The organism is Aureivirga sp. CE67, from assembly GCF_015767245.1.
In the GTDB taxonomy this organism is placed as follows: domain Bacteria; phylum Bacteroidota; class Bacteroidia; order Flavobacteriales; family Flavobacteriaceae; genus Aureivirga.
Genome location: NZ_JADOTV010000001.1, coordinates 846,016 through 868,667, shown reverse-complemented (window position 1 = coordinate 868,667; position 22,652 = coordinate 846,016). Strand labels below are relative to the sequence as shown.

Genomic DNA, 22,652 nt, shown 5'->3' with positions numbered 1-22,652 from the left:
TTAAATAGTTTTTAAATCTATTTTTTCGAACGAATAACCTTTGGTTGCATAATATTCAAGTACTTTTGGTAAAGCATATTTCATTCTACTTTCTGCTTTTACACTATCATGGAAAACGATGATACTTCCGTTTTCGGTGTGTTTTATAACATTTTGATAGCATTCTTCACCAGAAATACTTGTATCAAAATCTGCACTGATAACATCCCACATGATGATGTTGTATTTCATTTTTTTTCGAATATATCTACTTTGAATATATTTCAACTTACCGTAAGGCGGACGAAATAAGTTTGATTTGATTTTTTTTGAAGCTTCTCTAATATTATTGAAGTAATTTATAGAAATCGTTTTCCAACCATTGAAGTGATTATTGGTATGATTTCCTACTGCATGTCCTTCGGATAATATTTGATTATAAATCTCAGGATTTGCATCTACATTTTTACCCAAACAAAAAAAAGTGGCTTTTGCATCATATTTTTTCAATGTTTGCAAAACCCACTCTGTTATTTTTGGTGTTGGACCATCATCAAAAGTGAGATATATCTTTTTTGATGAAGTGTAAAAACTCCAAATCAGCTTATTTCCTAAGAATTGAAGAAAATTCGGAGTTTTTACAACATATAATTTCATTATTGATCTATTTGTAATTTAGTTTCTAAAATTTGCATGTACTTTACAAATTCAGCTTGTTGTTTAGAAGCAAATTCTTCACTGTCATAATCTACTGAAACTTCAACTAAAGTATTATAAAGTACAATATTTGTTTCTAGTTCATCATATACTGAAGTTATGAAATTATCAGGGAAATTCACATAATAATTTATGTTTTCTTGACATTTTTTGATCAATTTATCTGCAAGAGCTCTTGCTTTTTCTTTATTACCAAGTGCATAGTAAGATTCTACATATCCTAATAATAAAGAATAGTGACCAAATTTATCAACTGGCATTTTTTCAAGAGATAAATCAAGAACAGCTTCTGCTTCTTGTTTCTTGTTTTCTTCAATGAATTTATCTGCTAAACGAACTAAAACAGTTCTAAAGTTGATAGAATTTCTTCTAGATTCTGGATCTAAATAAATATTATCATCTGTAATATTTCTCCAATTCCAGTTTTTTACTTTTTCGTAAAGTGCATCCGAATCAATTCTTCCCATACTTAAAATACTTCCTCTATTTGGCGTTTTGATAGGAACTAATTTAAATGCTAAACCATCTAACTGTAAATAATCTTTCATCCAAATATATTCTTCAGCAGCACTTGCTCCTCCAGTAAAGTAAATTGGACGCTTCCAGTTATTGTTATTGATGATGTCTAACATAAGAATTCTATTCTTATAAATAGCTCTATCATCAATCGTAATATCAATATAAGGAACAATTAAAGAAGAATCTTTTGCAGGTACAATATGATTTTCTAAAACAGCATTTTTATCTACAGGGATACGAATTTTATTCAATGGATAAGCTTTTTCTAAATGTCCATTGTCTTCTTGAATATACGTTCCTTGATTTTTACTTTCAATCCATTTCATAAAAGTGCTTAATGGCATCACAGAATCTTTAACTCTTGAATCTGGAACATGATAAGCAATTTCTAAAGAACCATATTTATATAAATCATGTGTTAAGCTTGATGGAATTGGAGGTGCAGTAAATGTCTGACGCTTCATTTGATCAATATACCAATCTGTAGCAAATAAACTTGAGTTAATTACTTTTACATCACGACGATATCCTTCAATTTCTTGCATGTACCAAAGAGGGAAAGTATCATTATCTCCAATAGAGAATAAAATAGCATTTTCCTGACAAGAATCTAAATAAGCTTTTGCATTTAGTAAAGCAGTATATCTATTTGATCTATCATGGTCATTCCAGTTTTCTTTAGCCATAATTGTAGGAACTAAGAATAAACAAACTAAAGTTGTTCCAACAGCAAGTGCTTTTTTAGGCATTTTGTCTTTGAATTTTTCATAGATAGCCAATACTCCAAACCCGACCCAAATAGCAAATACATAGAAAGAACCAACATAAGAATAATCTCTTTCTCTAGGCTCAAATGCTTTTTGATTTACATAGAATACAATTGCTAAACTCATAAAAATAAAGAAAACAAAAAGTGTATAGAAATCTTTCGGTTTTCTACTTAAATGAAATAATAATCCAATGATTCCAAGAATTAATGGTAATCCGTAATAAGTATTTCTTCCTTTATTATTTTTAATATCTGAAGGTAAATTGTCTTGAGGACCAACAAAGAAACTATCTACAGCATTTATACCCGAAATCCAGTTTCCGTTGTGAATATCCATGTTTCCTTGAAGATCGTTTTGTTTTCCAACAAAATTCCATAAGAAATATCGGATATACATATAGTTGAATTGGTAAGAAAGCATATACTTAAGGTTCTCTCCAAAAGTAGGTTTTCTAGTAGCTCTTTGATCAATTCCAGCAATTGCTTTATAATTGTCAATCGCCATAGGATTTGTCATCCTTGGCATGAAACCTTTATATTTTGAGCTATAATTTGGTTTGGCATTTTGGTAGTTGTTTACAATTACATACTTACCAGTTTTTTCATCTTTCTCATACTTTGGTTTATCATCAATATATGGTTGGTTTCTGTCCAACTCTTGACCATAAACGTAGTTGTAATATTTATCATAGAAAACATTTGCATCTCCATATTGCTCACGATTATAATAAGCTAAAAGCTCACGTGCACTTGAAGGATTGTTTTCATTAATAGTAGTATTTGCATTTGCACGAATTGGAATCATCATCCAAGAAGAGAATCCAATCATAGTGAAAAGAAGACATAAAACAGCTGTATTTGCTAAAACTAAACCAGCTTTTCTTGTATGTTTTAAACCAAAATAGAAAGCAGCGATTAAGATTAATCCTGCGATGATTGTTCCAGAATTAAAAGGTAATCCGATTGTATTTACAAAGAATAACTCACAAGCACTGAAGAATACTAAAGTGTAAGGGAATAAGAATTTGAATACAAAAGCTAAAACTAAAACAGCGATAATATTTCCAAGAATAAATTGTTTGATCGAAATTGTCTTGTATTTTTTGAAGAAATAAACCAAAACAACAGCTGGAATTACTAACAGAGAAAGTAAGTGAACTCCAAACGAAAGTCCAACTACAAAACTGATTAATAATAACCATCTATTTCCAAGAGGTTCATCGAAGTTTTCTTCCCATTTTAATGCTAACCAAAATAATGTTGAGGTAACAAAAGAAGACATTGCATATACTTCAGCTTCTACGGCATTGAACCAGAAACTGTCCGAAAATGTGAAAGTTAAAGCACCGATTGCAGCACTTCCTACAACTGCCAATCCTATAGCATCAAATATTTTATTTTTTGCAACGGTAACCATTTTTCTTGCCAATAAGGAAATAGTCCAAAACAAGAATAAAATCGTAAATGCACTAGCAACTGCGGACAACATATTAACCATAAAGGCTACCTGATTTGAATCTGTTGTGAACATTGAAATAAATGCCCCTAACATTTGATACATAGGTGAACCCGGCGGATGTCCTACGGATAAATTAGCGGATGTAGAAATATATTCTCCACTATCCCAAAAACTTACTGTTGGCTCTAAAGTTGATACATAAGTAAACAACGCAACCAAAAACACTAACCAACCAACAAGATTGTTTAACTTTCTAAAGGTGAATGAATTCATAGTTTATTTTAAATATATGCGAATTTAAAAATATTATGCTAATTAAAAGACCTCAATATTAGTAAAATTATTGAAGAAACAATTTTTTAATTTCACAATTATAACGGATTTTTTTATCAAATTATTTAAATGTAATAGAATTAACGAATTATTAAGAATTAAAAGAATTCTTGTAATGGATTTTATAGTATATCTATTTTCTTTAATTTCTTTTTGAAAAAAGTAATGAGATTTTTAGTTTCAATTCTTTAACAAAGTTAAGAATGAAGTTTTTTCTAAATTTGTAGCCTTTTTCCAATAGAAAACAGAAAGGATAAAAAGGAAACAAAACACGATTTTGAATTCAAAAGAAACATATAGCAAATTAATCAAACAAGAAGCAGAAAGGTTAGGTTTTACTGCTTGTGGAATTGCAAAAGCTACTTTTTTGGAAGAAGAAGCTGTAAATCTTGAAACTTGGTTGAAAAATGGATATCATGGAGAAATGAAATACATGGAAAATCATTTTGACAAAAGATTAGATCCAAGATTGCTTGTAGAAGGTTCAAAATCGGTAATTTCTTTAGTGTATAATTATTTCCCAAAAGAACAGCAAAATTCAGATACTTTTAAAATAGCAAAATACGCTTACGGACAAGATTATCATCATGTGATCAAGGATAAATTGAGACAATTAATGCAATTTATGAATGATGAAATTGGTGAAATCAATGGAAGAGCTTTTACGGATTCAGCCCCAATAATGGAAAGAAGCTGGGTAAAAAAAGCAGGATTAGGTTGGACAGGAAAGCATTCGCTCTTGATTCAAAAGAAAGCAGGATCTTTTTTCTTTTTAGCAGAGTTAATCGTGGATGTTGAGTTGGAATACGATTATCCATTTGAAACAGATCATTGCGGAAAATGTACAAAATGCATTGATGCTTGCCCAACACAAGCAATTTTGCCAAATAATACTATTGACGGAAGCAAATGTATTTCGTATTTTACGATAGAGTTAAAAGATAATTTACCGATGGAATTGAAAGGTAAATTTGACGATTGGATGTTTGGTTGTGATACATGTCAAGATGTTTGTCCTTGGAATCGATTTTCGACACCAATGAAAGAGCCTTTGTTCGAACCACATCCAGATTTGCTGACGATGAAATATCAAGATTGGGAAGAAATTACAGAAGAAGTTTTTCGAAAAGTTTTCAAAAAATCAGCTGTAAAAAGGACAAAATATGCAGGACTCCAAAGAAATATCGATTTTATTAAAAAATAATAAAAATCATGTTCTAGGAAATTCCTTTCTTAAAAATATTTTATCTAATATTGGAATAACTATATTTGTCTATCAAAAGTAAATTTAATTTTATGAGTGATTCAAGAAAAAGACGTGAAGCACTTTTGTACCACGCAAAACCAAAACCAGGGAAAATAGAAGTAGTACCTACTAAAAAATATGCTACGCAGAGAGACTTAGCTCTAGCATATTCGCCTGGAGTTGCAGAGCCTTGTTTAGAAATTGCCAAAGACACAAAAAATGTTTACAAATACACTGCTAAAGGAAATTTAGTAGCGGTAATTTCAAATGGTACAGCTGTTTTAGGATTAGGAGATATCGGAGCAGAAGCCTCAAAGCCTGTGATGGAAGGAAAAGGATTACTTTTTAAAATATTCGCAGATATTGATGTTTTCGACATTGAAGTAGACGCAAAAGATGTTGATAAGTTTGTTGAAACAGTGAAAGCAATAGCACCAACTTTTGGTGGAATTAACTTAGAAGATATTAAAGCTCCTGAGGCATTCGAAATCGAAAGAAGATTAAAAGAGGAATTGGATATTCCTGTAATGCACGATGACCAACATGGAACTGCAATTATTTCGGCAGCAGCATTGAAAAATGCTTTAGAAATTGCTGAAAAAGATATTAAAGAAGTAAAAGTTGTTGTAAATGGAGCAGGAGCTGCGGCAGTTTCTTGTTCTCGTTTATATATCGCTCTTGGAGTTTCTCCTGAAAATATCATTATGTGTGATAGTAAAGGAGTTATTCGTAAGGATAGAGATAATTTAACTTCTCAAAAAGAAGAATTTGCTACAGCTGTAGATGTTCATACTTTAGAAGAAGCAATGAAAGGTTCGGATGTTTTCATCGGATTATCAAAAGGAAATGTAGTTTCTCCAGAGATGATTCTTTCGATGGCTGCAAATCCAATTGTGTTTGCGATGGCAAATCCAACACCAGAAATTGACTATAATTTAGCAATTCAGACAAGAGAAGATATCATTATGGCAACTGGTCGTTCTGACCATCCTAACCAGGTGAACAATGTATTAGGTTTCCCATTTATTTTTAGAGGAGCTTTAGATGTTAGAGCTACAAAAATTAATGAGGCAATGAAGATGGCAGCTGTACATGCTTTAGCTGATTTAGCAAAAGAAACAGTGCCAGAGCAAGTAAATATTGCTTATAATGAAACCAATCTTCAGTTTGGAAAAGATTATATCATTCCAAAACCATTTGATACAAGGCTTATTGAAGAAATTCCACCAGCAGTAGCAAAAGCAGCGATTGAGTCTGGAGTAGCTACAGAGCCAATTACAAATTGGGAACGTTATAGAGAAGAATTAGCGGAGCGTTTAGGAACAGGAAGTAAGATGATGCGTATGTTGACAAACAGAGCAAAAACAGATCCTAAGCGAGTTGTGTTTGCAGAAGCAGATCAATTAGATGTATTAAAAGCTGCTCAGATTTCTCATGACGAAGGAATTGCAATTCCAATTTTATTAGGGAATAAAAACATCATCAAAATCATGATGGAGCAAATTAATTTTGATGCTGATGTTGAAATTATAGATCCAAAATGTGATACAGAAGATGAAAGAAGAGAAGAGTTTGCAAAGCTTTATTGGGATAAAATGAAGCGTAAAGGAGTTACGTATTTAGAAGCGCAAAAATGGATGCGTGAGCGTAATTACTTTGCAGCAATGATGGTAAATTGTGAGCATGCAGATGCTTTAGTTACTGGTTATTCTAGAAATTATCCTTCTGTTGCAAAACCGATGATTGAATTAATTGGAAAAGCAAAAGGAGTAGAAAGAGTAGCGGCAACAAACTTAATGTTGACCTCTCAAGGACCATTATTCTTCTCAGATACAACGATGAATATCAATCCTTCTGCGCACGATTTAGCGAAGATTGCACATATGACTTCGATGACTATGAAGATGTTTGGATTAGATCCACATTTAGCAATGTTATCGTTCTCAAATTTTGGTTCTTCAAAATCTGAATCTTCAAGAAAGGTAGCACATGCAGTTGAATTAATACACAAATCACATCCAGAAGTATCTATCGACGGAGAAGTGCAAGCAGATTTTGCATTAAACTCTGAAATGATGAAAGGAAAATTCCCATTCTCTAAATTGACAGATAGAAGAGTAAACGGATTGATTTTCCCGAATCTAGAATCAGCGAATATCAGTTATAAGTTGATGAAAGAATTGAATAAAATTGATTCTGTTGGGCCAATCGTAATGGGACTTGCTAAACCAGCACATATCATCCAATTAGGTGCTAGTGTAGACGAAATTGTGAATATGGTTTGTATAGCTGTTGTGGATGCTCAGGAAAAGATGAAAATTAAACAATAATTTCTTACATTTGAGCTTTCAAACACTAACCAGCTGAAATGATTACTCATATACGAGGGAAATTAATAGAAAAAAATCCAACCTATGCCATTGTGGAATGCAATGGTATAGGTTATTTTTTGCATATATCTTTGCAAACATATTCAAAATTAGGAGATAGCGAAGCAATAATGCTTTACACACATCTTTCTATCAAGGAAGATTCTCATACGCTTTACGGATTTAAAGACAAATTAGAAAGAGAGGTTTTTAGATTTTTGATATCTGTTTCAGGTATCGGACCAAATACTGCAAGAACAATGTTGTCGTCCTTGACAACCAGAGAAATCCAAGAAGCGATAGCATCTGAAAATGTAGCTGTGATTAAATCTATTAAAGGAATTGGAATTAAAACAGCACAAAGAGTTATTATTGATTTAAAGGACAAAATCTTAAAAACATACGATTTAGAAGAAGTTTCTTTAGTTCAAAACAATACAAACAAAGATGAGGCGTTATCTGCATTAGAAGTATTAGGATTTAATAAGAAACAAGCAGAGAAAGTATTGGATAAAATACTTAAGGAGGATTCTAGTATGGACGTGGAAAACCTAATTAAAAAAGCATTAAAAAATTTATAGTACGTTGGAAAAAAATACTTGGCTACAGCGATTATTACTAGTTATATTTTTTATTTTTTCATCAGTTATAGTGCTTCATGCACAGGAAACCGAAGGAGAAAAACAAAAAGATAGCTTAAAATATACTTTTAAAAATGAACAAAATGGGAGTTTGTTTTTAAATAATGGAGCTACCAAAGAAGTAGTGTACGATCCGGATTTAAAACAATATGTGATTCTTGAAAAGATAGGAGATTATTATATCACACATCCTATTCATATGACGGAGGAACAATATAGAGAATATCGTTTGAAGAAGGATATGTTGGAATATTATAAAACAAAAATTTCAGCATTAAACCCTAAGAAAGAAGGAAGTAAGGAAGCGCAAAAAGATTTATTGCCAACGTATTATGTAAATAGTAAATTCTTTGAATCAATTTTTGGAGGTAATACAGTGGAGGTAAATCCGCAAGCTACTATTTTCATCAAGATGGGGATTTTACAGCAAAGAGTAGAAAATCCACAGCTTTCTGAAAGAAATAGAAGTAGTTTTACTTTTGATTTTGACCAACAAATCAGTGCAAGTTTAATTGCAAAAGTTGGAACAAGATTACAAGCTACAGTAAACTATGATACGCAGTCAACGTTTAACTTCCAGAATATTTTAAAATTAGAATACACGCCAACGGAAGATGATATTTTACAAAAAATTGAAGTAGGTAATATTAGTATGCCTATGAAAAACTCTTTGATTGCTGGAGCTCAAAATATTTTCGGGGTAAAGACACAATTTCAATTTGGACCTACAACGATTACTGGAGTTATTGCAAGACAAAGATCTCAGACAAAAACAGTAAACGCACAAGGAAGTTCTACTATTGAAGAGTTTGAATTACAGACTACAGATTACGATGATAATAAGCACTTCTTCTTAGCACAAGAATTTAGAGAAAACTATAATGATGCCTTGTCAAATTTGCCTTTGATTTCGAGTAATATTAATATTACAAAAATTGAAGTTTGGGTAACAAATAGAAATACTTCTACACAAAATGTTAGAAATATTGTGGCGATTGCCGATTTAGCTGAAGGGAAATTAGATCATATTGGAGCACCTGGAGTAACACCAATTCCTGGACCAAGAGATCCATCAAATGGTGCGAATAATATTGTAAATGAACTAACAAATAACAGTGGGATTAGAGATGTTTCTACAGCTTCAGGAGCTTTACAAGGAAGTTATGGAATGCAACAAGGAAGAGATTTTTCACTTCTAGAAAATGCACGTTTGTTAAATCCATCAGAATACCAATTAAATCCACAATTAGGATATATTTCTTTAAACAGAAAATTAGGAGAAAGTGACATTTTAGCTGTAGCCTATGAATATACTATCAACGGAAGTGATGAAGTATTTAAAGTAGGGGAATTATCTTCGGATGGTATCATTGCTCCTGCTGCAATTGCAGTGAAGCTTTTACGTAGTGAAATTATCACAACGGATGTTCCTATGTGGGATCTGATGATGAAAAATATTTATTCATTAGGAGCTTACCAATTACAAGAAGAAGGTTTCCGTTTCGAGTTATTATATAGAGATGATGCTACTGGAGTTGCAATTAATACACTTCAAAATGCAAAAACTGGAGAAGGAACTGAAAATGCTGCGAACCAAAGAACGATTATGAATCTTGTTCGTTTGGATAGATTAGATCAGTATGGAAATCCGATTGCAGGAAATAAAGGAAATGGATATTTTGATTATATAGAAGGAATTACTGTAAACTCAGAAAAAGGATACATTATTTTCCCAGAAGTAGAACCTTTTGGAGACTGGATGGCTAGCGAGCTGACAAATCCAGATGATGATCAATATTTATTCAGAGAATTATATAGACAAACAAAAGCTTTTGCTAAAAATAATTTCCAACAAAGAGATAAGTATTTCTTAAAAGGATATTATAAATCAGATAGTGGAGGAGGAGGAATTCCTCTTGGAGCATTCAACGTTACTCCAGGATCTGTACGTGTTACAACGGGAGGTAGAGAGCTTGTTGAAGGAGTGGATTATGTAGTAGATTACCAAATTGGTCGTGTACAAATTATTAACCCATCTTTAGAAGCTTCTAATGCACCAATTGAAGTTTCTGTAGAAAATAATTCTACTTTCGCTGCACAAGACAAATCGTTTATTGGTTTAGATGTACAACATAAATTTTCTGATAAATTTCAAGTTGGAGCTTCTTTCTTAAACTTAAATGAAAGACCATTAACACAAAAAGTAAACTTAGCTTCAGAACCAATTAATAATTCTATTTTTGGTTTAAATGCTTCTTATAGTACAGAGGTTCCTTTTTTAACTAAACTAGCGAATAAACTTCCGAATATTGACACAGATGTTCCTTCGAATATTTCTGTACGTGGAGATTTTGCTTACTTAAAACCAGGAGAACCAAAAGCTATTAAAGATGGAAATGAAGCAAATGCATATATTGATGATTTTGAAGGATCTCAAATTCCTTTAGATATTTCTTCACCATTACAATGGGTTTTAGCTTCTACACCACAACATCAGACTACTTTAGATTTAGGAGGAGATGCAAATGATTTAGAATATGGAGCAAAAAGAGCAAATTTAGCTTGGTATACTATTGATCAATTATTTTATGGAGGATCTCTTCAGCCAGATAATATTGATGAAGTAGAACTTTCTAGAGCGGAAGTTCGTAGAATTAGATATGAAGAGATTTTCCCAGAACAAGAGTTAGATATTACGCAAACTTCTATTGTTAGAACTTTAGATTTAGCATATTATCCTTATACACGTGGATCTTTTAACTATGATGAGCCAGATGCTGGAGAGGATGGATATTTAACAGATCCTGAGTCAAGATGGGGAGGAATCATGCGTCCACTGAATACAACAAACTTTGATCAAGCAAATATTGAATATATCCAATTCTGGATTCAAGATCCATATGATTACTATTCGATAACAGAAGCAGAAGGTTTACCTCCAGGAGTTGATCCAAATAATCCTGCAAACCAAGTGGGAGATTTATATTTCAACTTAGGAAATATTTCGGAAGATGTATTAAAAGATAATAGAAAAGTATACGAAAATGGATATCCTGCAGATGGAAACCAGATTGTAGGAGATAACGTATTAGAGTCTGCAAATAATTTCGGATATATTCCAAAAAATCAATCTTTATTATATGCTTTTGATGAGAATGATGCTGCAAGACCAAATCAAGATATAGGTTTTGATGGTTTAGATGATGCTAGGGAAAAAGAGTATTTTGCTCAAAACGCAAATCCAGCATTTGCAAACTTTGAGGATCCATCTTCAGATAACTACCGTTTTTATAGAAGTAGTATTTGGGATGCAGAGAATGCATCGGTTTTAAGAAGATATCAAAGATATAATAGAACACAAGGAAACTCACCAACAATCGATAATTCACCTGAATCTTATCCTACTTCTGCAACTTCTTATCCAGATGTAGAGGATGTGAATAAGGATCAAACTATGAATACGGTAGAAAGCTATTGGCAGTTTAGAGTTTCGATGGCGAAATCAGATTTAATTGTTGGGCAAAATCATATTGTGGATGAAAAAGTAGTTACTGTAAATCCAGAAGATGGAAGTGCGCCTAGAAACTATAGATGGTTACAATTCCGTATTCCAATCAACCAATCAGGGGAAGCAATTGGAGGAATTTCAGATTTCCAATCCATTCGTTTTATGAGAATGTTCCTAACGAAATTTAGAATGCCAGTTGTATTAAGACTTGCAGACTTAAAATTAGTTCGTGGAGATTGGAGAAGATATAAAAATGAATTAGTAGCGCCACCATTCAATCCACTTCCAACACCAGAATTAAATAAATTCGAAGTTGGAGTTGTTAATATTGAAGAGAATGCTTCAAGAGTTCCAATTCCTTATGTTTTACCTCCAGGTATTGTTCGTGAAGAATTACAAGGAAATACTACTGTTCAACAACAAAATGAGCAATCGGTTTCTGTAAAAATAAAAGAACTTCCACCAAATCATGCGAGAGGTATTTATAAGAATACGAGTTTGGATTTAAGGATGTATAAAAAACTGAAAATGTTTATGCACCTTGAAGGAATTCAAACAGAACCTCAGGTAGAAACAGGAGAAATGACAGCTGTGATTCGTCTTGGTAGTGATTTAAATGAGAACTTCTATCAGATTGAGATGCCTTTAGAAGTAACACCGTATTCAGCTGTTACTCCAGAAGAAATTTGGCCTTTAGCGAATAATTTAGAGGTTGCTTTAGATTTATTTGGTAAGCTAAAATTATTAAGATTTGGTGATGAAACAAATCCACCAGTAAATCAATTATACCCAAATTATGGACAACCAAATCCATTTGAAGATTTAGGTTTAGATTATGTAATCCGTGTGAAGGGTAATCCAAATATTGGAAATGTAAAAACAATGATGTTAGGAATTAAAAATGATTCAAACAATCATCAAAGTTTTGAAATTTGGTATGATGAGTTCAGAGCAGCAGGTTTTGAGAATGAAGGAGGTTGGGCAACAGTTGTAAGTACAGATGCTAACATTGCTGACTTTGCTGATATCTCTGCAACAGGGCGTATTGAGACTATTGGTTTCGGTGGAATTGAGCAAAGATTAAACGAAAGAAATCAAGAAGATGTAAAACAATATGACATCGTTACAAATGTAAATATGGGGAAACTTCTTCCGAATCATTGGGGGATTCAATTACCATTTAACTATGGAATTTCAGAAGAATTTAGAGATCCTAAATTTGATCCTCAATTCCAAGATGTTTTATTCGATGATGCGAAAGATGTAAACCCTTTGAGTGCAGAAGCTCAAGATTATACAAAACGTAGGAATATTAGTTTAATCAATGTTCGTAAAGAAAGAAATCCAAATTCTACTAAAAAACCTATGCCTTATGATGTAGAAAACCTGTCGGTATCGGGTGCGTATAATGAGATGTATCATAAAGATTATAATGTACAGAAGTACTTAGATCAAAATGTGAAATTTTCTGGGTCATATAATTATAATATTCAACCAAAATATATTGAGCCATTAAAGAACTGGAAGTTTGCTAAGAAGAAAAAGTATATGAAATTTATAAGAGATTTCAACTTTAATGTATTGCCAACTTCAATTTCTGTTAACTCAAATATTAATAGAAATTTTAATGCACAACGATCTAGAACATTAATCGAAGGTTTACCTGAATTACCAGAGTTAATCCAGAGAAGATATATGTTTGATTGGGATTATGGATTTAATTATAATTTATCAAAATCATTACAATTTACATTTAAGGCTTCAAATTATTATGTAAATGATCAATTTGAGATTGATGATGAAAATAGATTATTTGATAATTTATTCGATATAGGGAGACCAAATAATTACCACCAAAAATTAGAAACTTCTTATAAGTTACCTTTAGATAAGATACCATTTTTAGAATTTGTAAGAGCTAATTATACTTATACAGCAGAGTTTGATTGGCAAGCTGTATCTCCACAATATTTTGAGCAAATCGGTCACACGATTCAAAACTCAAATACACATAATATTTCAGGAGACTTAAACTTCACAAAACTTTATAGAAAAATAGGAGTTAATAAACTTTTTAATAAAAAGAAAGGTAAAGGTAAGAAAACAAGAAGTCAAGGAGGTAAACTTGGGTTGAATAGTAAAGATGCTAAAACGCAATTAAAACCTTCAAATAATAAAGGTAAAAAGAGTAAATTATCTGTTGGTCAAAAAATTATCAAAGGATTTGTAGATGTTGCTACTTCTGTAAAAAAGGCTAAGATTAGTTATTTAGAAAATAATGGAACATTCTTACCGGGTTACGCTCCTGAAATAGGATTCTTAGGAAGGGATAATTATGGTGGGAATCTTGCACCAACTTTTGGATTTGTTTTCGGAAGTCAGGCAGACATTAGAGAAAGAGCATTAAGAAATGGATGGTTAGTTACACGTAATGTTGTAGATAGAGATGATATTAATAGTGAATTAAATGATCCTTATTATAATAAAACATATAGTAGAACTCATTATGAGAAACTAGATTATTCTTTCGATATTAAACCAGTTGATAAATTAGATATTGAATTATTTGGTTCAAGAGTTTATACAAAAGACGTTTCACAACAATTGGATGTAATTCGTTATAACCAAAATGGAACTGAAATTAGAGAAATTCTAGATTCTCCAGAATATCAATTAGGAGGATATAGTATCAGTAATAATATGATTAGAACTTCTTTTGATGCTTCAGGTGATGATGCTTTCAGAAAGTTTAGAGAAAATCGTGTGACGATTTCAAATAGATTGGCTGGAACAAACACAGATCAATATCAAGATGGATATGGACCAACTAGTCAACAAGTATTATTACCTGCGTTTATGGCTGCTTATTCTGGAGAAGATGCTAGCAAGGTAAGTTTAAATGCATTTAGTAAAGATATTCCTTTTCCAGGATGGAAGTTAACTTATAGAGGTTTAATGAACTTTAAATGGTTTAAAAAGAATTTTAGAAGTTTTACAGTAAGTCATGGGTATAATTCAATCTTTGCAATTTCAAGTTATACAAATAATTTACAGTATAGTGAAATAAACAATCAAAAGGATATTGCAGGAAACTTCTATGGGAAATATTTATATACAAACGTAAGTATGATTGAAGAGTATTCTCCACTTGTGAAAGTAGATGTTAAAATGAAGAATTCTTTTTCATTTTCTGGTAGAATAAATAAAGATAGATCCTTAACTTTGAACTTTGATAATAATACACTAACACAAATCCGAGGAACGGAATATGAAATAGGAATTGGTTATATTGTAAAAGATTTAAAAATGAAAATGCGTTTTGCAGGGAAACCTAGAAAACTAAAAGGAGATTTAAATCTTAAAGCGACATTCTCATTGAGAGATGATCTAACACAAATTAGAGAAATCGAACAAGATAATGATCAGATTACAGGAGGACAAAAGATTATTGCGATTAAATTTTCAGCAGATTATAATTTAAGTAAAAACTTAATTACATCTTTCTACTATGATCAAAATATTTCTAAATATGCTATTTCAACAACTTTCCCACGAAAATCAATCAGTGCAGGATTAAGTGTTAGATATACAATCGGAAATTAATTTAATAACTAAATAATAAATTTGTAAAAAATGAACATCCCAGCAGAATTAAAGTATACAAAAGACCACGAATGGGTAAGAGTAGAAGGAAATGTAGCAACTATCGGAATTACAGATCACGCTCAAGGTGAGTTAGGTGATATTGTTTATGTTGATGTTGATACAATTGATGAAACAGTTGATAAAGACGAAACATTTGGTTCTGTAGAAGCAGTAAAAACAGTTTCTGATTTATTTATGCCACTTACGGGAGAAGTTACAGAGTTTAATGAAGCATTAGAAGATGAGCCAGAATTAGTAAACAAAGATCCTTATGGAGAAGGATGGATGATTAAAATTACAATTTCTGATGAGTCTGAATTAGAAGGTCTTTTAAGTGTAGATGCATATAAAGAAATTATTGGAGGTTAGTCTTCCATATTTGGCTATACTCACTACAATAACAATACTTGTAGTGAGTATAATGCCAACAAATAATATAGATATTAAAATTACTATCTATGGAAAAGATAAAACAATACATTTCTTAATGTATTTTGTTTTAACATTTAATTGGTTGTTAACATTTAACCTTTCTTTTAAAAAAAGAAATTTTAACATCCTACTTTTGATAAGTATTGCTATCTTTGGCATAATTATTGAAATTTTACAAGAGACAATTACGGACAGCAGACAATTCGATTGGTATGATGGAGTCGCAAATTCCTGTGGAGTTTTGATTGCTTTTATATTTTTTAATATATTGCGCCGTAAATACGGAACTAGAATATTTAACTTGTAAGTCAAGTATAAATTATTAAATTAGCAGACCTATAAAATTTTTAAAATGGAAGTTAAAAAGAACCCAAAGGCAAATTTACAGAATTATACCAAATTGTTTATGCAATTAGGGTTAGTTTTGTCGTTAGTCGTTGTTTATTTAGCGATAGAACATAAGACATACGAAAAAACGTATTCTGAATTAGCGGATTCTGTTTTACAAGCAGAAGATGAGGAGGATATCCCAATTACTGAACGTGAATTCGAAGTAAAACCACCGCCACCACCGCCACCACCACCAGCAGCACCAGAGGTAATCGAAATCGTTGAAGATGATGAAGAAATCGAAGAAACAGAATTCGAAGATACGGAAGCTGATGAGAATGAAGCTGTAGAGGTAGAGGAAATTGTAGAAGAGGAAGAAGAAGAAGAAGTTATTGAAGATGTTCCTTTCGCAATTATTGAGGAAGTTCCTGTATTCCCTGGATGTAAAGGTAATAAAGCAGAGCTTAAGAAATGTTTACAAACAAAAATCCAAAAGCATGTTGCTAAAAAGTTTAATGCTGATTTAGCAAATGAATTAGGATTGCCTCCTGGAAAAAAGAAAATTATCGTTCAGTTTAAAATTGATAATAAAGGTAATATCACAGAGGTTCGTTCAAGAGCTCCACATAAAAGACTGCAACAAGAAGCAGAAAGAGTTATTAGATCACTTCCAAAGATGACTCCAGGAAAGCAAAGAGGTAGAGCTGTAGGTGTAAAATACGGTTTACCAATTTCTTTCAATGTAGAATAAAACAATGTTATTAAAATATTAAGAAAATCTAGCTTAGCGGCTAGATTTTTTTTTGGCATATATTTTGGTTTTAAGATTTTATTAACTTTTAAAAAAAATAAATTATGAAGTCAAAAAACAAAAATTTGTCAAATTATTCTAAAGTAATATTGCATTTATCTTTAGTATTATCCTTATTTGTTGTGTATATCATTTTGCAATATGAGTCAGAAGTAAAACAAGTCAAAGCGGCAACTCATGTTATTGAAAATGATGAACCAGTAGAGTTTAGTATGGATGAATTTCGAAAAGAAAATATTGTAAAGAAAAAGAAAATTGTCAAAAAAGAAGTAATTCAACCAAAAGTAGATTTAAATGATTTGATCAAAAAAGTCGATAATGATATGGATGTTCCAGATATTGATATCAAAACAGATGAAGATCCAATTGATATTAGTGAGCAAATTCAAAATTTAGATGAAGGTGTAGAAATTGAAGAAGAGGATAACACAATTTATAGTTTCAGAGCATTAGAAGAAGTTCCTGTTTTCCCAGGTTGTGAAAAAAAGAAAGATAATGAAGGAAAAAGAAAATGTTTTGAGAAAAAATTGATGAAGTTCGTTTCTATGAAATTTAATTCTGACTTAGCAAATCAATTAGGGCTTCGTTCGGGGAAGAAAAAAATTAAAGTAATGTTTCATATCGATAAAAATGGAGAAGCCAAAATATCAAGAATAATGGCTCCTCATAAAGCTTTAGAAAAAGAAGCGGAGAGAATTATTGATAAACTACCTACAATGACTCCAGGAAAACAGAGAAATCAACCAGTGAATGTAAAATATTATTTACCGATTAGTTTTTATGTAGAATAAGATTACTTTAAACCTAAATAATTTAACATTAGTTTTTTGAATTTTAGAAAATCAATTGAAATTTATCATTTTATTAAATCAATTATATTAAAAATCCCGTGTTTAGCGGGATTTTTTATTTTATTTTTGTAATACTAAATTTTATAAACAAATAAAGTTATGAATGTTAATCAGTATTTAGATTCTACTTACTTAAAAACTCCAGAGCAAGCTGGAATTTCTGAAAAAGAAACGGAGCAAATAGTAGTTGATTTAGTCAATGAAGCAATTGAAAATAACTTTAAACTTGTCATGATTCGTCCGAATTTTGTTTCTATGGCGAAAAAAATGATTGCAGATGCTGGTGCTGATGTAGTTGTTGGAACTGTAATTGGTTTCCATGAAGGGACTGCTACAGTTGTAGAGAAATTAGAAGAGGCTGAAAAAGCAATCAAGGATGGTGTAGATGAGTTGGATTATGTAGTAAACTATGAAGCTTTTAAAAACGAACAAATCAACTTAGTAAAAGGAGAGGTTTTTAAGGGAACAAAAATCGGTTTAGACAATGGAAAAGTTGTAAAATGGATTATTGAGATTGCTGCATTAACAAACGAAGAAATTGTAGGTCTTACACAATTAATTCGTGATGTTGTTGTAGAAAATTTTACGGAAGAACAAGCGAAAGAAGTTTTCGTAAAATCTTCAACAGGATTCTATAAAAGAGAAGATGGAGGACCAGTAGGAGCTACTTTTGAAGGAATGGAATTAATTTGTGAAAACGCAAAACCATTACAAGCAAAAGCAGCTGGTGGAGTAAGATCTTATGAAGATGCAGTGAAAATGTTGGAAATGGGAGTTACAAGATTAGGAACTTCTTCTGCTAAGAAAATTGCAGACGGAAAAACTGCTTCAGAAGGATATTAATTCAAAGAAAATATATGAGTTTATTTTTTGCACATGAAACTGCAGTAATTGACGAGGGATGCCAAATTGGAGAGGATACTAAAATTTGGCATTTCAGTCATATTATGCCTAATTGCACTATTGGAAAAAAGTGTAATATTGGTCAAAACGTTGTTGTTTCTCCAGATGTGATTTTGGGAAATAATGTAAAAGTTCAAAATAATGTTTCGATTTATACCGGAGTAAAATGTGATGATGATGTTTTCCTTGGTCCTTCGATGGTTTTTACAAATGTAATTAACCCAAGAAGTGCTGTGGTCAGAAGATCAGAATACATGCAAACTCTTGTGAAAAGAGGAGCAAGTATTGGTGCTAATGCAACAATTGTTTGTGGAAATACGTTAGGAAGATACTGCTTTATTGGAGCAGGAGCTGTTGTAATTAATGATATTCCAGATTATGCATTGGTAGTAGGAAATCCATCAAAACAAATCGGATGGGTTGGAGAGTATGGACATCGATTAGAATTTAATGAAGAAGGTATTGCAGTTTGTCCTGAAAGTGAACAAGAATATTTATTAGAAGACAGCATTGTTACTAGAACAAAATAAGTTAGTCGATTATAAGAAAAAGTCATCCTGAGTTTCTCATTGAAATTCATGATGATTTTTTTATAGAAATACCCCACAACATGAAGAAAGAATTACTTTACTTATTAGTCTTTCTAATAAGTTTTATTAGCAATGCTCAAGAGCAAGAAGAGAAGTATCCAGTTTTTGAGGTTTGTGAAACCAAATCAAAAGAAGAATTAAAAGATTGTTTTAACCAAGAAGTAGAAAAACTTTTTATTCAAAATATAGAAAAAGAAAATGCTTCTATTTTAAGTTTTGAAGGAAAAATAAATGTAGTTTTTATTGTTACGAATCAAGGAGAATTCAAAGCGATTTATAGCAATACAAACAATGAAAAATACAAAGAAGAAATTAAAAAAGCGTTCCAAAATTTTCCAAAAATTACTTCAGCAAAACTTCATGATATTTCTGTAGAAATGCGATTTGTACTTCCAGCAGAATTTCCAATTGTTGACGGGAAATTTTCGAATCATAAAGCTAAAAAAGTTGCAATTCAAGATGCTTTAAAAAAGAAAGATTCTACACCAATTTACCGAGAATTTAATAGTAATCTTTTCATTCCTTTGGTACATAGTAAATATGATCAATACGAATACTTCGTAAATCAAGGAGATAATTCACATTCTGCTTCAAAACCTTATTCTTATAATTATCTGAAAGATTATAAGAACTTAAATGAAATTGTTTCGCCACTCTTAAAAGAAAAAAAATCTTGGTTTGGAAGAAAGTTATGGAATGAACATTTGGCTACTGTAGATAAAAAAGATTATTGGTTTAATATTGATTTTTTAGTAGATCTTCAATTAGGAAAAGATAAAAATACAGATTATAGCTATACTTATAATAACACAAGAGCACTTCAGATAGAAGGAGGGATTGGTAAACATTTGAATTTTTACACTATTTACTACGAATCTCAGGCCAGATTTTCAAAATATGTTGATACATATGCAAGATCATTAAAAGCTGATGGATTTAATCCTGGAATTGTACCAGGAAGAGGAGTTGGAAAAGAATTTGGTGAAGATGGATTTGATTATCCAGTTGCGGAAGCTTATTTGACTTATGCTCCTAATAAAATGTTCGATTTTACTTTCGGAACTGGACATAATTTTGTTGGAGATGGATATCGTTCATTGATTCTTTCGGATGTTTCTACGCCGAATACATATTTTAAAATAAACACTACTTTTTGGAAAATTAAATATACAAACCTTTGGATGTGGCTTCGTGATGTTAGACCTGAAGAATCTGAAAATGGAGTTTATGGACAAAAGTTTATGGCGATGCATTATTTCAGTTTAAATATTACGAAAGACTGGAATGTAGGTTTATTCGAATCTGCTCTTTGGGATAATACAAATAAAAGAGGTTTTGATGTAAATTATATTAACCCATTAATTTTTTATCGTGCTGTTGAGTTTGCTACAGGCCCAAGAAGTGGAAATGCTTTGGTAGGTATTACTTCTAAATTAAAATTAGGAAAGAATCGAAAGTTCACATTATATGGTCAAATGGTTATTGATGAATTTACAGTGAAAGAAATTTTTGCAAGAAATGGTTATTGGGGAAATAAACTTGGATTCCAATTAGGAGGAAAATATTATGATGCTTTTAATATCAAAAATCTTTATTTACAAGGAGAGTTGAATATTGTTCGCCCTTATACTTATTCTCATAAAAATGTTATTTTAAATTATGGAAACGAGAATCAAGCTTTAGCACATCCTTGGGGAGCAAATTTTAAAGAAGCTGTTGGAATTATTCGATACACGAAAAATCGTTGGTATGCTAATGCAAAGTTGAGTATTGGTGAAAAAGGTTTTGATTTTGATAATGCAGAAGATTCCAAAAGTTATGGTGGAAATATCTATAAAAGTTATTTAGATAATAGAGTAGGAGATTACAATAATAAAATTGGACAAGGAAACAAAGCAAATATTTATACAGCGGATTTACAAGCTGGATATATTGTAAATCCTGCAACGAAATTGAAACTTTATGCAGGTGTGATTCTTAGAAATTTTGATTCCCAAGCTCCTGTAGAAGGATATGAACAAGGAAATACTGTTTGGTTAAATTTTGGTTTAAGAGCAGATATTTTTGATTGGTATTTTGATTTTTAATTCTTAATTAACAGTTAGTTAGTTTAATTTTTGGTTTAATTAGTTGTAAATTTATAAGTGATGTTTAGGAATATTAAATACACTTATCATGAGAAAACTAATTTACCTTTTTATATTTTTTTCAACGCTAATGATGAACGCACAAGTTAGTTTAATAGCGCACAGAGGAGCGTCTTATATTGCACCAGAGAATTCGATGGCAGCTGTGAAGATGGCTTGGCAAATGGGATTTGATGTTGTCGAAGTAGATGTTCGATTGACGAAAGACAAACAAATTATTGTTTTTCATGATGAGAATACTAAACGAATGACTGGAGTTGATAAAGATGTTTCAGAGTCAACTTATGATGAATTAAAAGATTTAAAACTTTTGTTGAGTAATACAAATTCATCGTATTTTGAGGGAGAAACAATTCCATTATTATCTGAAATATTAGATATTCTTCCTAAAGACAAATTATTAGTAATTGAGGCAAAAGAAAGTCAGGAAATTGTAGAACCACTTCAGAAAATTTTGAAAAATCATTGGAAAGGTGGTGAGCTTACATTTATCTCTTTTCATATGGAAACACTTTGTTTGCTAAAAGAGATTTATAGTGAAATTCCAGCACTTTATCTTTCTTATTCTTTAGATGATGTTTATTTAAAATATCCAGAGTTAAAACAATGTAATATTGACGGAGTAGACGTACATCATAAAGTAGTGAATCAAAAATTAATCACAACGATGGATAAAGGAGAATTCCTGGTTTGGTGTTTCACAGTAGATGATGCCAATGAAGCTTGGACACTACGAGAAATGGGAATTGATGGAATTACAACAAATCGTCCATATTGGATTCAACAAAAATTCTATGAAAGAATTTCTCAAGAAGAACTTGAAGAAGAAAACGGAGGTGACGGAGGTTATTAAATACCTTTTTTAAAAATAGAAATATAAACTATTTCTAAAGCTTTAAAAAGGATAATAATTTAAGTCATTTTAGCTTAAAAATATATTTAGAGACCCCATTATGATTTACATTAAAAATGTATTGTAATGGGGATATTTTTGGATATAGAAGTAGGAGAGATCACAATATTTTTTGAAGAAAAACCGAAAGGAATTATTCATTTCGATGAATTAGGTTTTGAAGAAGAACATCTCTTGATGTTAGAAGGTTTTAGTCGAATTATTTTCGATTTTAAAAATCTTCATGAACACGAATTATACAACATGCCAACTTTGGAGTTTGTATTTGATAAAAATCAGATTAGCTCGCATTGGATTTGCGAATTTAATGATAATAAGATTTTAGAATCTGAACACAAACATTCTTCGAAAGTCACATTATTACTTCACAGAAAAGACTTTGAAAAACATATACATCACCACGAAAATCAGTTGAAAATTCATGTAGAGTTTTCTGGTGAAATCAATTGGAACCTTAAAGAATCATTTGTTCACTTTTTTAAAGATTAAT

At 31.2% G+C, this 22,652-nt stretch carries 15 protein-coding genes; 13 read left to right on the top strand and 2 right to left on the bottom strand.

From position 1 onward, the window contains the following. Together I0K12_RS03875 and I0K12_RS03870 are read right to left on the bottom strand one after the other, a co-directional pair. Positions 1-636, bottom strand: a complete 636-nt coding sequence (locus tag I0K12_RS03875) for a polysaccharide deacetylase family protein (protein WP_196885559.1) — start codon at positions 634-636, stop codon at positions 1-3. Continuing rightward, positions 636-3,716, bottom strand: a complete 3,081-nt coding sequence (locus tag I0K12_RS03870) for a DUF2723 domain-containing protein (protein WP_196885558.1) — start codon at positions 3,714-3,716, stop codon at positions 636-638. The genes I0K12_RS03875 and I0K12_RS03870 overlap by 1 nt, the downstream gene beginning before the upstream one ends. Positions 3,717-4,053: 337 nt before the next feature. Between I0K12_RS03870 and queG the strand changes: the two genes are divergently transcribed. The 13 genes from queG to I0K12_RS03805 all read left to right on the top strand — a co-directional run bounded on the left by queG (position 4,054) and on the right by I0K12_RS03805 (position 22,651). Continuing rightward, entirely contained in the window at positions 4,054-4,980 is a 927-nt protein-coding gene (gene queG, locus I0K12_RS03865) for a tRNA epoxyqueuosine(34) reductase QueG (protein ID WP_196885557.1), read from the top strand. Between the two features lie 92 nt (positions 4,981-5,072). Then, entirely contained in the window at positions 5,073-7,352 is a 2,280-nt protein-coding gene (locus I0K12_RS03860) for an NADP-dependent malic enzyme (RefSeq protein ID WP_196885556.1), read from the top strand. A 38-nt stretch (positions 7,353-7,390) separates the two neighbouring features. After that, complete coding sequence (gene ruvA, locus I0K12_RS03855) at positions 7,391-7,972, top strand: Holliday junction branch migration protein RuvA (RefSeq protein ID WP_196885555.1); 582 nt, start codon at positions 7,391-7,393, stop codon at positions 7,970-7,972. Between the two features lie 4 nt (positions 7,973-7,976). Continuing rightward, entirely contained in the window at positions 7,977-15,143 is a 7,167-nt protein-coding gene (gene sprA, locus I0K12_RS03850; RefSeq protein WP_196885554.1) for a cell surface protein SprA, read from the top strand. Between the two features lie 30 nt (positions 15,144-15,173). Further along, complete coding sequence (gcvH, locus tag I0K12_RS03845) at positions 15,174-15,554, top strand: glycine cleavage system protein GcvH (protein ID WP_196885553.1); 381 nt, start codon at positions 15,174-15,176, stop codon at positions 15,552-15,554. Further along, positions 15,526-15,924 (top strand): VanZ family protein, encoded by a 399-nt coding sequence (locus tag I0K12_RS03840; RefSeq protein WP_317194413.1) that lies wholly within the window; start codon positions 15,526-15,528, stop codon positions 15,922-15,924. The genes gcvH and I0K12_RS03840 overlap by 29 nt, the downstream gene beginning before the upstream one ends. Positions 15,925-15,969: 45 nt before the next feature. Further along, positions 15,970-16,698: an energy transducer TonB gene (locus I0K12_RS03835; RefSeq protein ID WP_196885551.1), complete on the top strand. Its 729-nt coding sequence runs from the start codon at positions 15,970-15,972 to the stop codon at positions 16,696-16,698. 104 nt (positions 16,699-16,802) lie between these two features. Beyond that, on the top strand, positions 16,803-17,549 hold the full coding sequence (locus I0K12_RS03830) for an energy transducer TonB (protein ID WP_196885550.1): 747 nt from the start codon (positions 16,803-16,805) through the stop codon (positions 17,547-17,549). A gap of 159 nt (positions 17,550-17,708) precedes the next feature. After that, entirely contained in the window at positions 17,709-18,452 is a 744-nt protein-coding gene (deoC, locus tag I0K12_RS03825; protein ID WP_196885549.1) for a deoxyribose-phosphate aldolase, read from the top strand. 14 nt (positions 18,453-18,466) lie between these two features. Continuing rightward, a complete protein-coding gene (locus I0K12_RS03820; protein WP_196885548.1) occupies positions 18,467-19,042 on the top strand; it encodes an acyltransferase in 576 nt (191 codons plus the stop codon). A gap of 80 nt (positions 19,043-19,122) precedes the next feature. Continuing rightward, the gene (locus I0K12_RS03815) at positions 19,123-21,189 is read left to right on the top strand and encodes a gliding motility protein RemB (protein ID WP_196885547.1); all 2,067 of its coding nucleotides are present in this window, start codon (positions 19,123-19,125) and stop codon (positions 21,187-21,189) included. Between the two features lie 88 nt (positions 21,190-21,277). Further along, positions 21,278-22,102, top strand: a complete 825-nt coding sequence (locus I0K12_RS03810; RefSeq protein ID WP_196885546.1) for a glycerophosphodiester phosphodiesterase family protein — start codon at positions 21,278-21,280, stop codon at positions 22,100-22,102. Positions 22,103-22,228: 126 nt separating this feature from the next. After that, positions 22,229-22,651, top strand: coding sequence for a hypothetical protein (locus I0K12_RS03805; protein ID WP_196885545.1), 423 nt, complete (start codon positions 22,229-22,231; stop codon positions 22,649-22,651). Position 22,652 lies beyond the last annotated feature (1 nt).

Bases quoted from the DNA above. Each gene is read 5' to 3' on its own strand.
- I0K12_RS03875 (WP_196885559.1), bottom strand. From the start codon at position 636: ATGAAATTATATGTTGTAAAAACTCCGAATTTTCTTCAATTCTTAGGA.
- I0K12_RS03870 (WP_196885558.1), bottom strand. From the start codon at position 3,716: ATGAATTCATTCACCTTTAGAAAGTTAAACAATCTTGTTGGTTGGTTA.
- I0K12_RS03860 (WP_196885556.1), top strand. From the start codon at position 5,073: ATGAGTGATTCAAGAAAAAGACGTGAAGCACTTTTGTACCACGCAAAA.
- ruvA (WP_196885555.1), top strand. From the start codon at position 7,391: ATGATTACTCATATACGAGGGAAATTAATAGAAAAAAATCCAACCTAT.
- gcvH (WP_196885553.1), top strand. From the start codon at position 15,174: ATGAACATCCCAGCAGAATTAAAGTATACAAAAGACCACGAATGGGTA.
- I0K12_RS03840 (WP_317194413.1), top strand. From the start codon at position 15,526: ATGCATATAAAGAAATTATTGGAGGTTAGTCTTCCATATTTGGCTATA.
- I0K12_RS03835 (WP_196885551.1), top strand. From the start codon at position 15,970: ATGGAAGTTAAAAAGAACCCAAAGGCAAATTTACAGAATTATACCAAA.
- I0K12_RS03830 (WP_196885550.1), top strand. From the start codon at position 16,803: ATGAAGTCAAAAAACAAAAATTTGTCAAATTATTCTAAAGTAATATTG.
- deoC (WP_196885549.1), top strand. From the start codon at position 17,709: ATGAATGTTAATCAGTATTTAGATTCTACTTACTTAAAAACTCCAGAG.
- I0K12_RS03820 (WP_196885548.1), top strand. From the start codon at position 18,467: ATGAGTTTATTTTTTGCACATGAAACTGCAGTAATTGACGAGGGATGC.
- I0K12_RS03815 (WP_196885547.1), top strand. From the start codon at position 19,123: ATGAAGAAAGAATTACTTTACTTATTAGTCTTTCTAATAAGTTTTATT.
- I0K12_RS03810 (WP_196885546.1), top strand. From the start codon at position 21,278: ATGAGAAAACTAATTTACCTTTTTATATTTTTTTCAACGCTAATGATG.
- I0K12_RS03805 (WP_196885545.1), top strand. From the start codon at position 22,229: ATGGGGATATTTTTGGATATAGAAGTAGGAGAGATCACAATATTTTTT.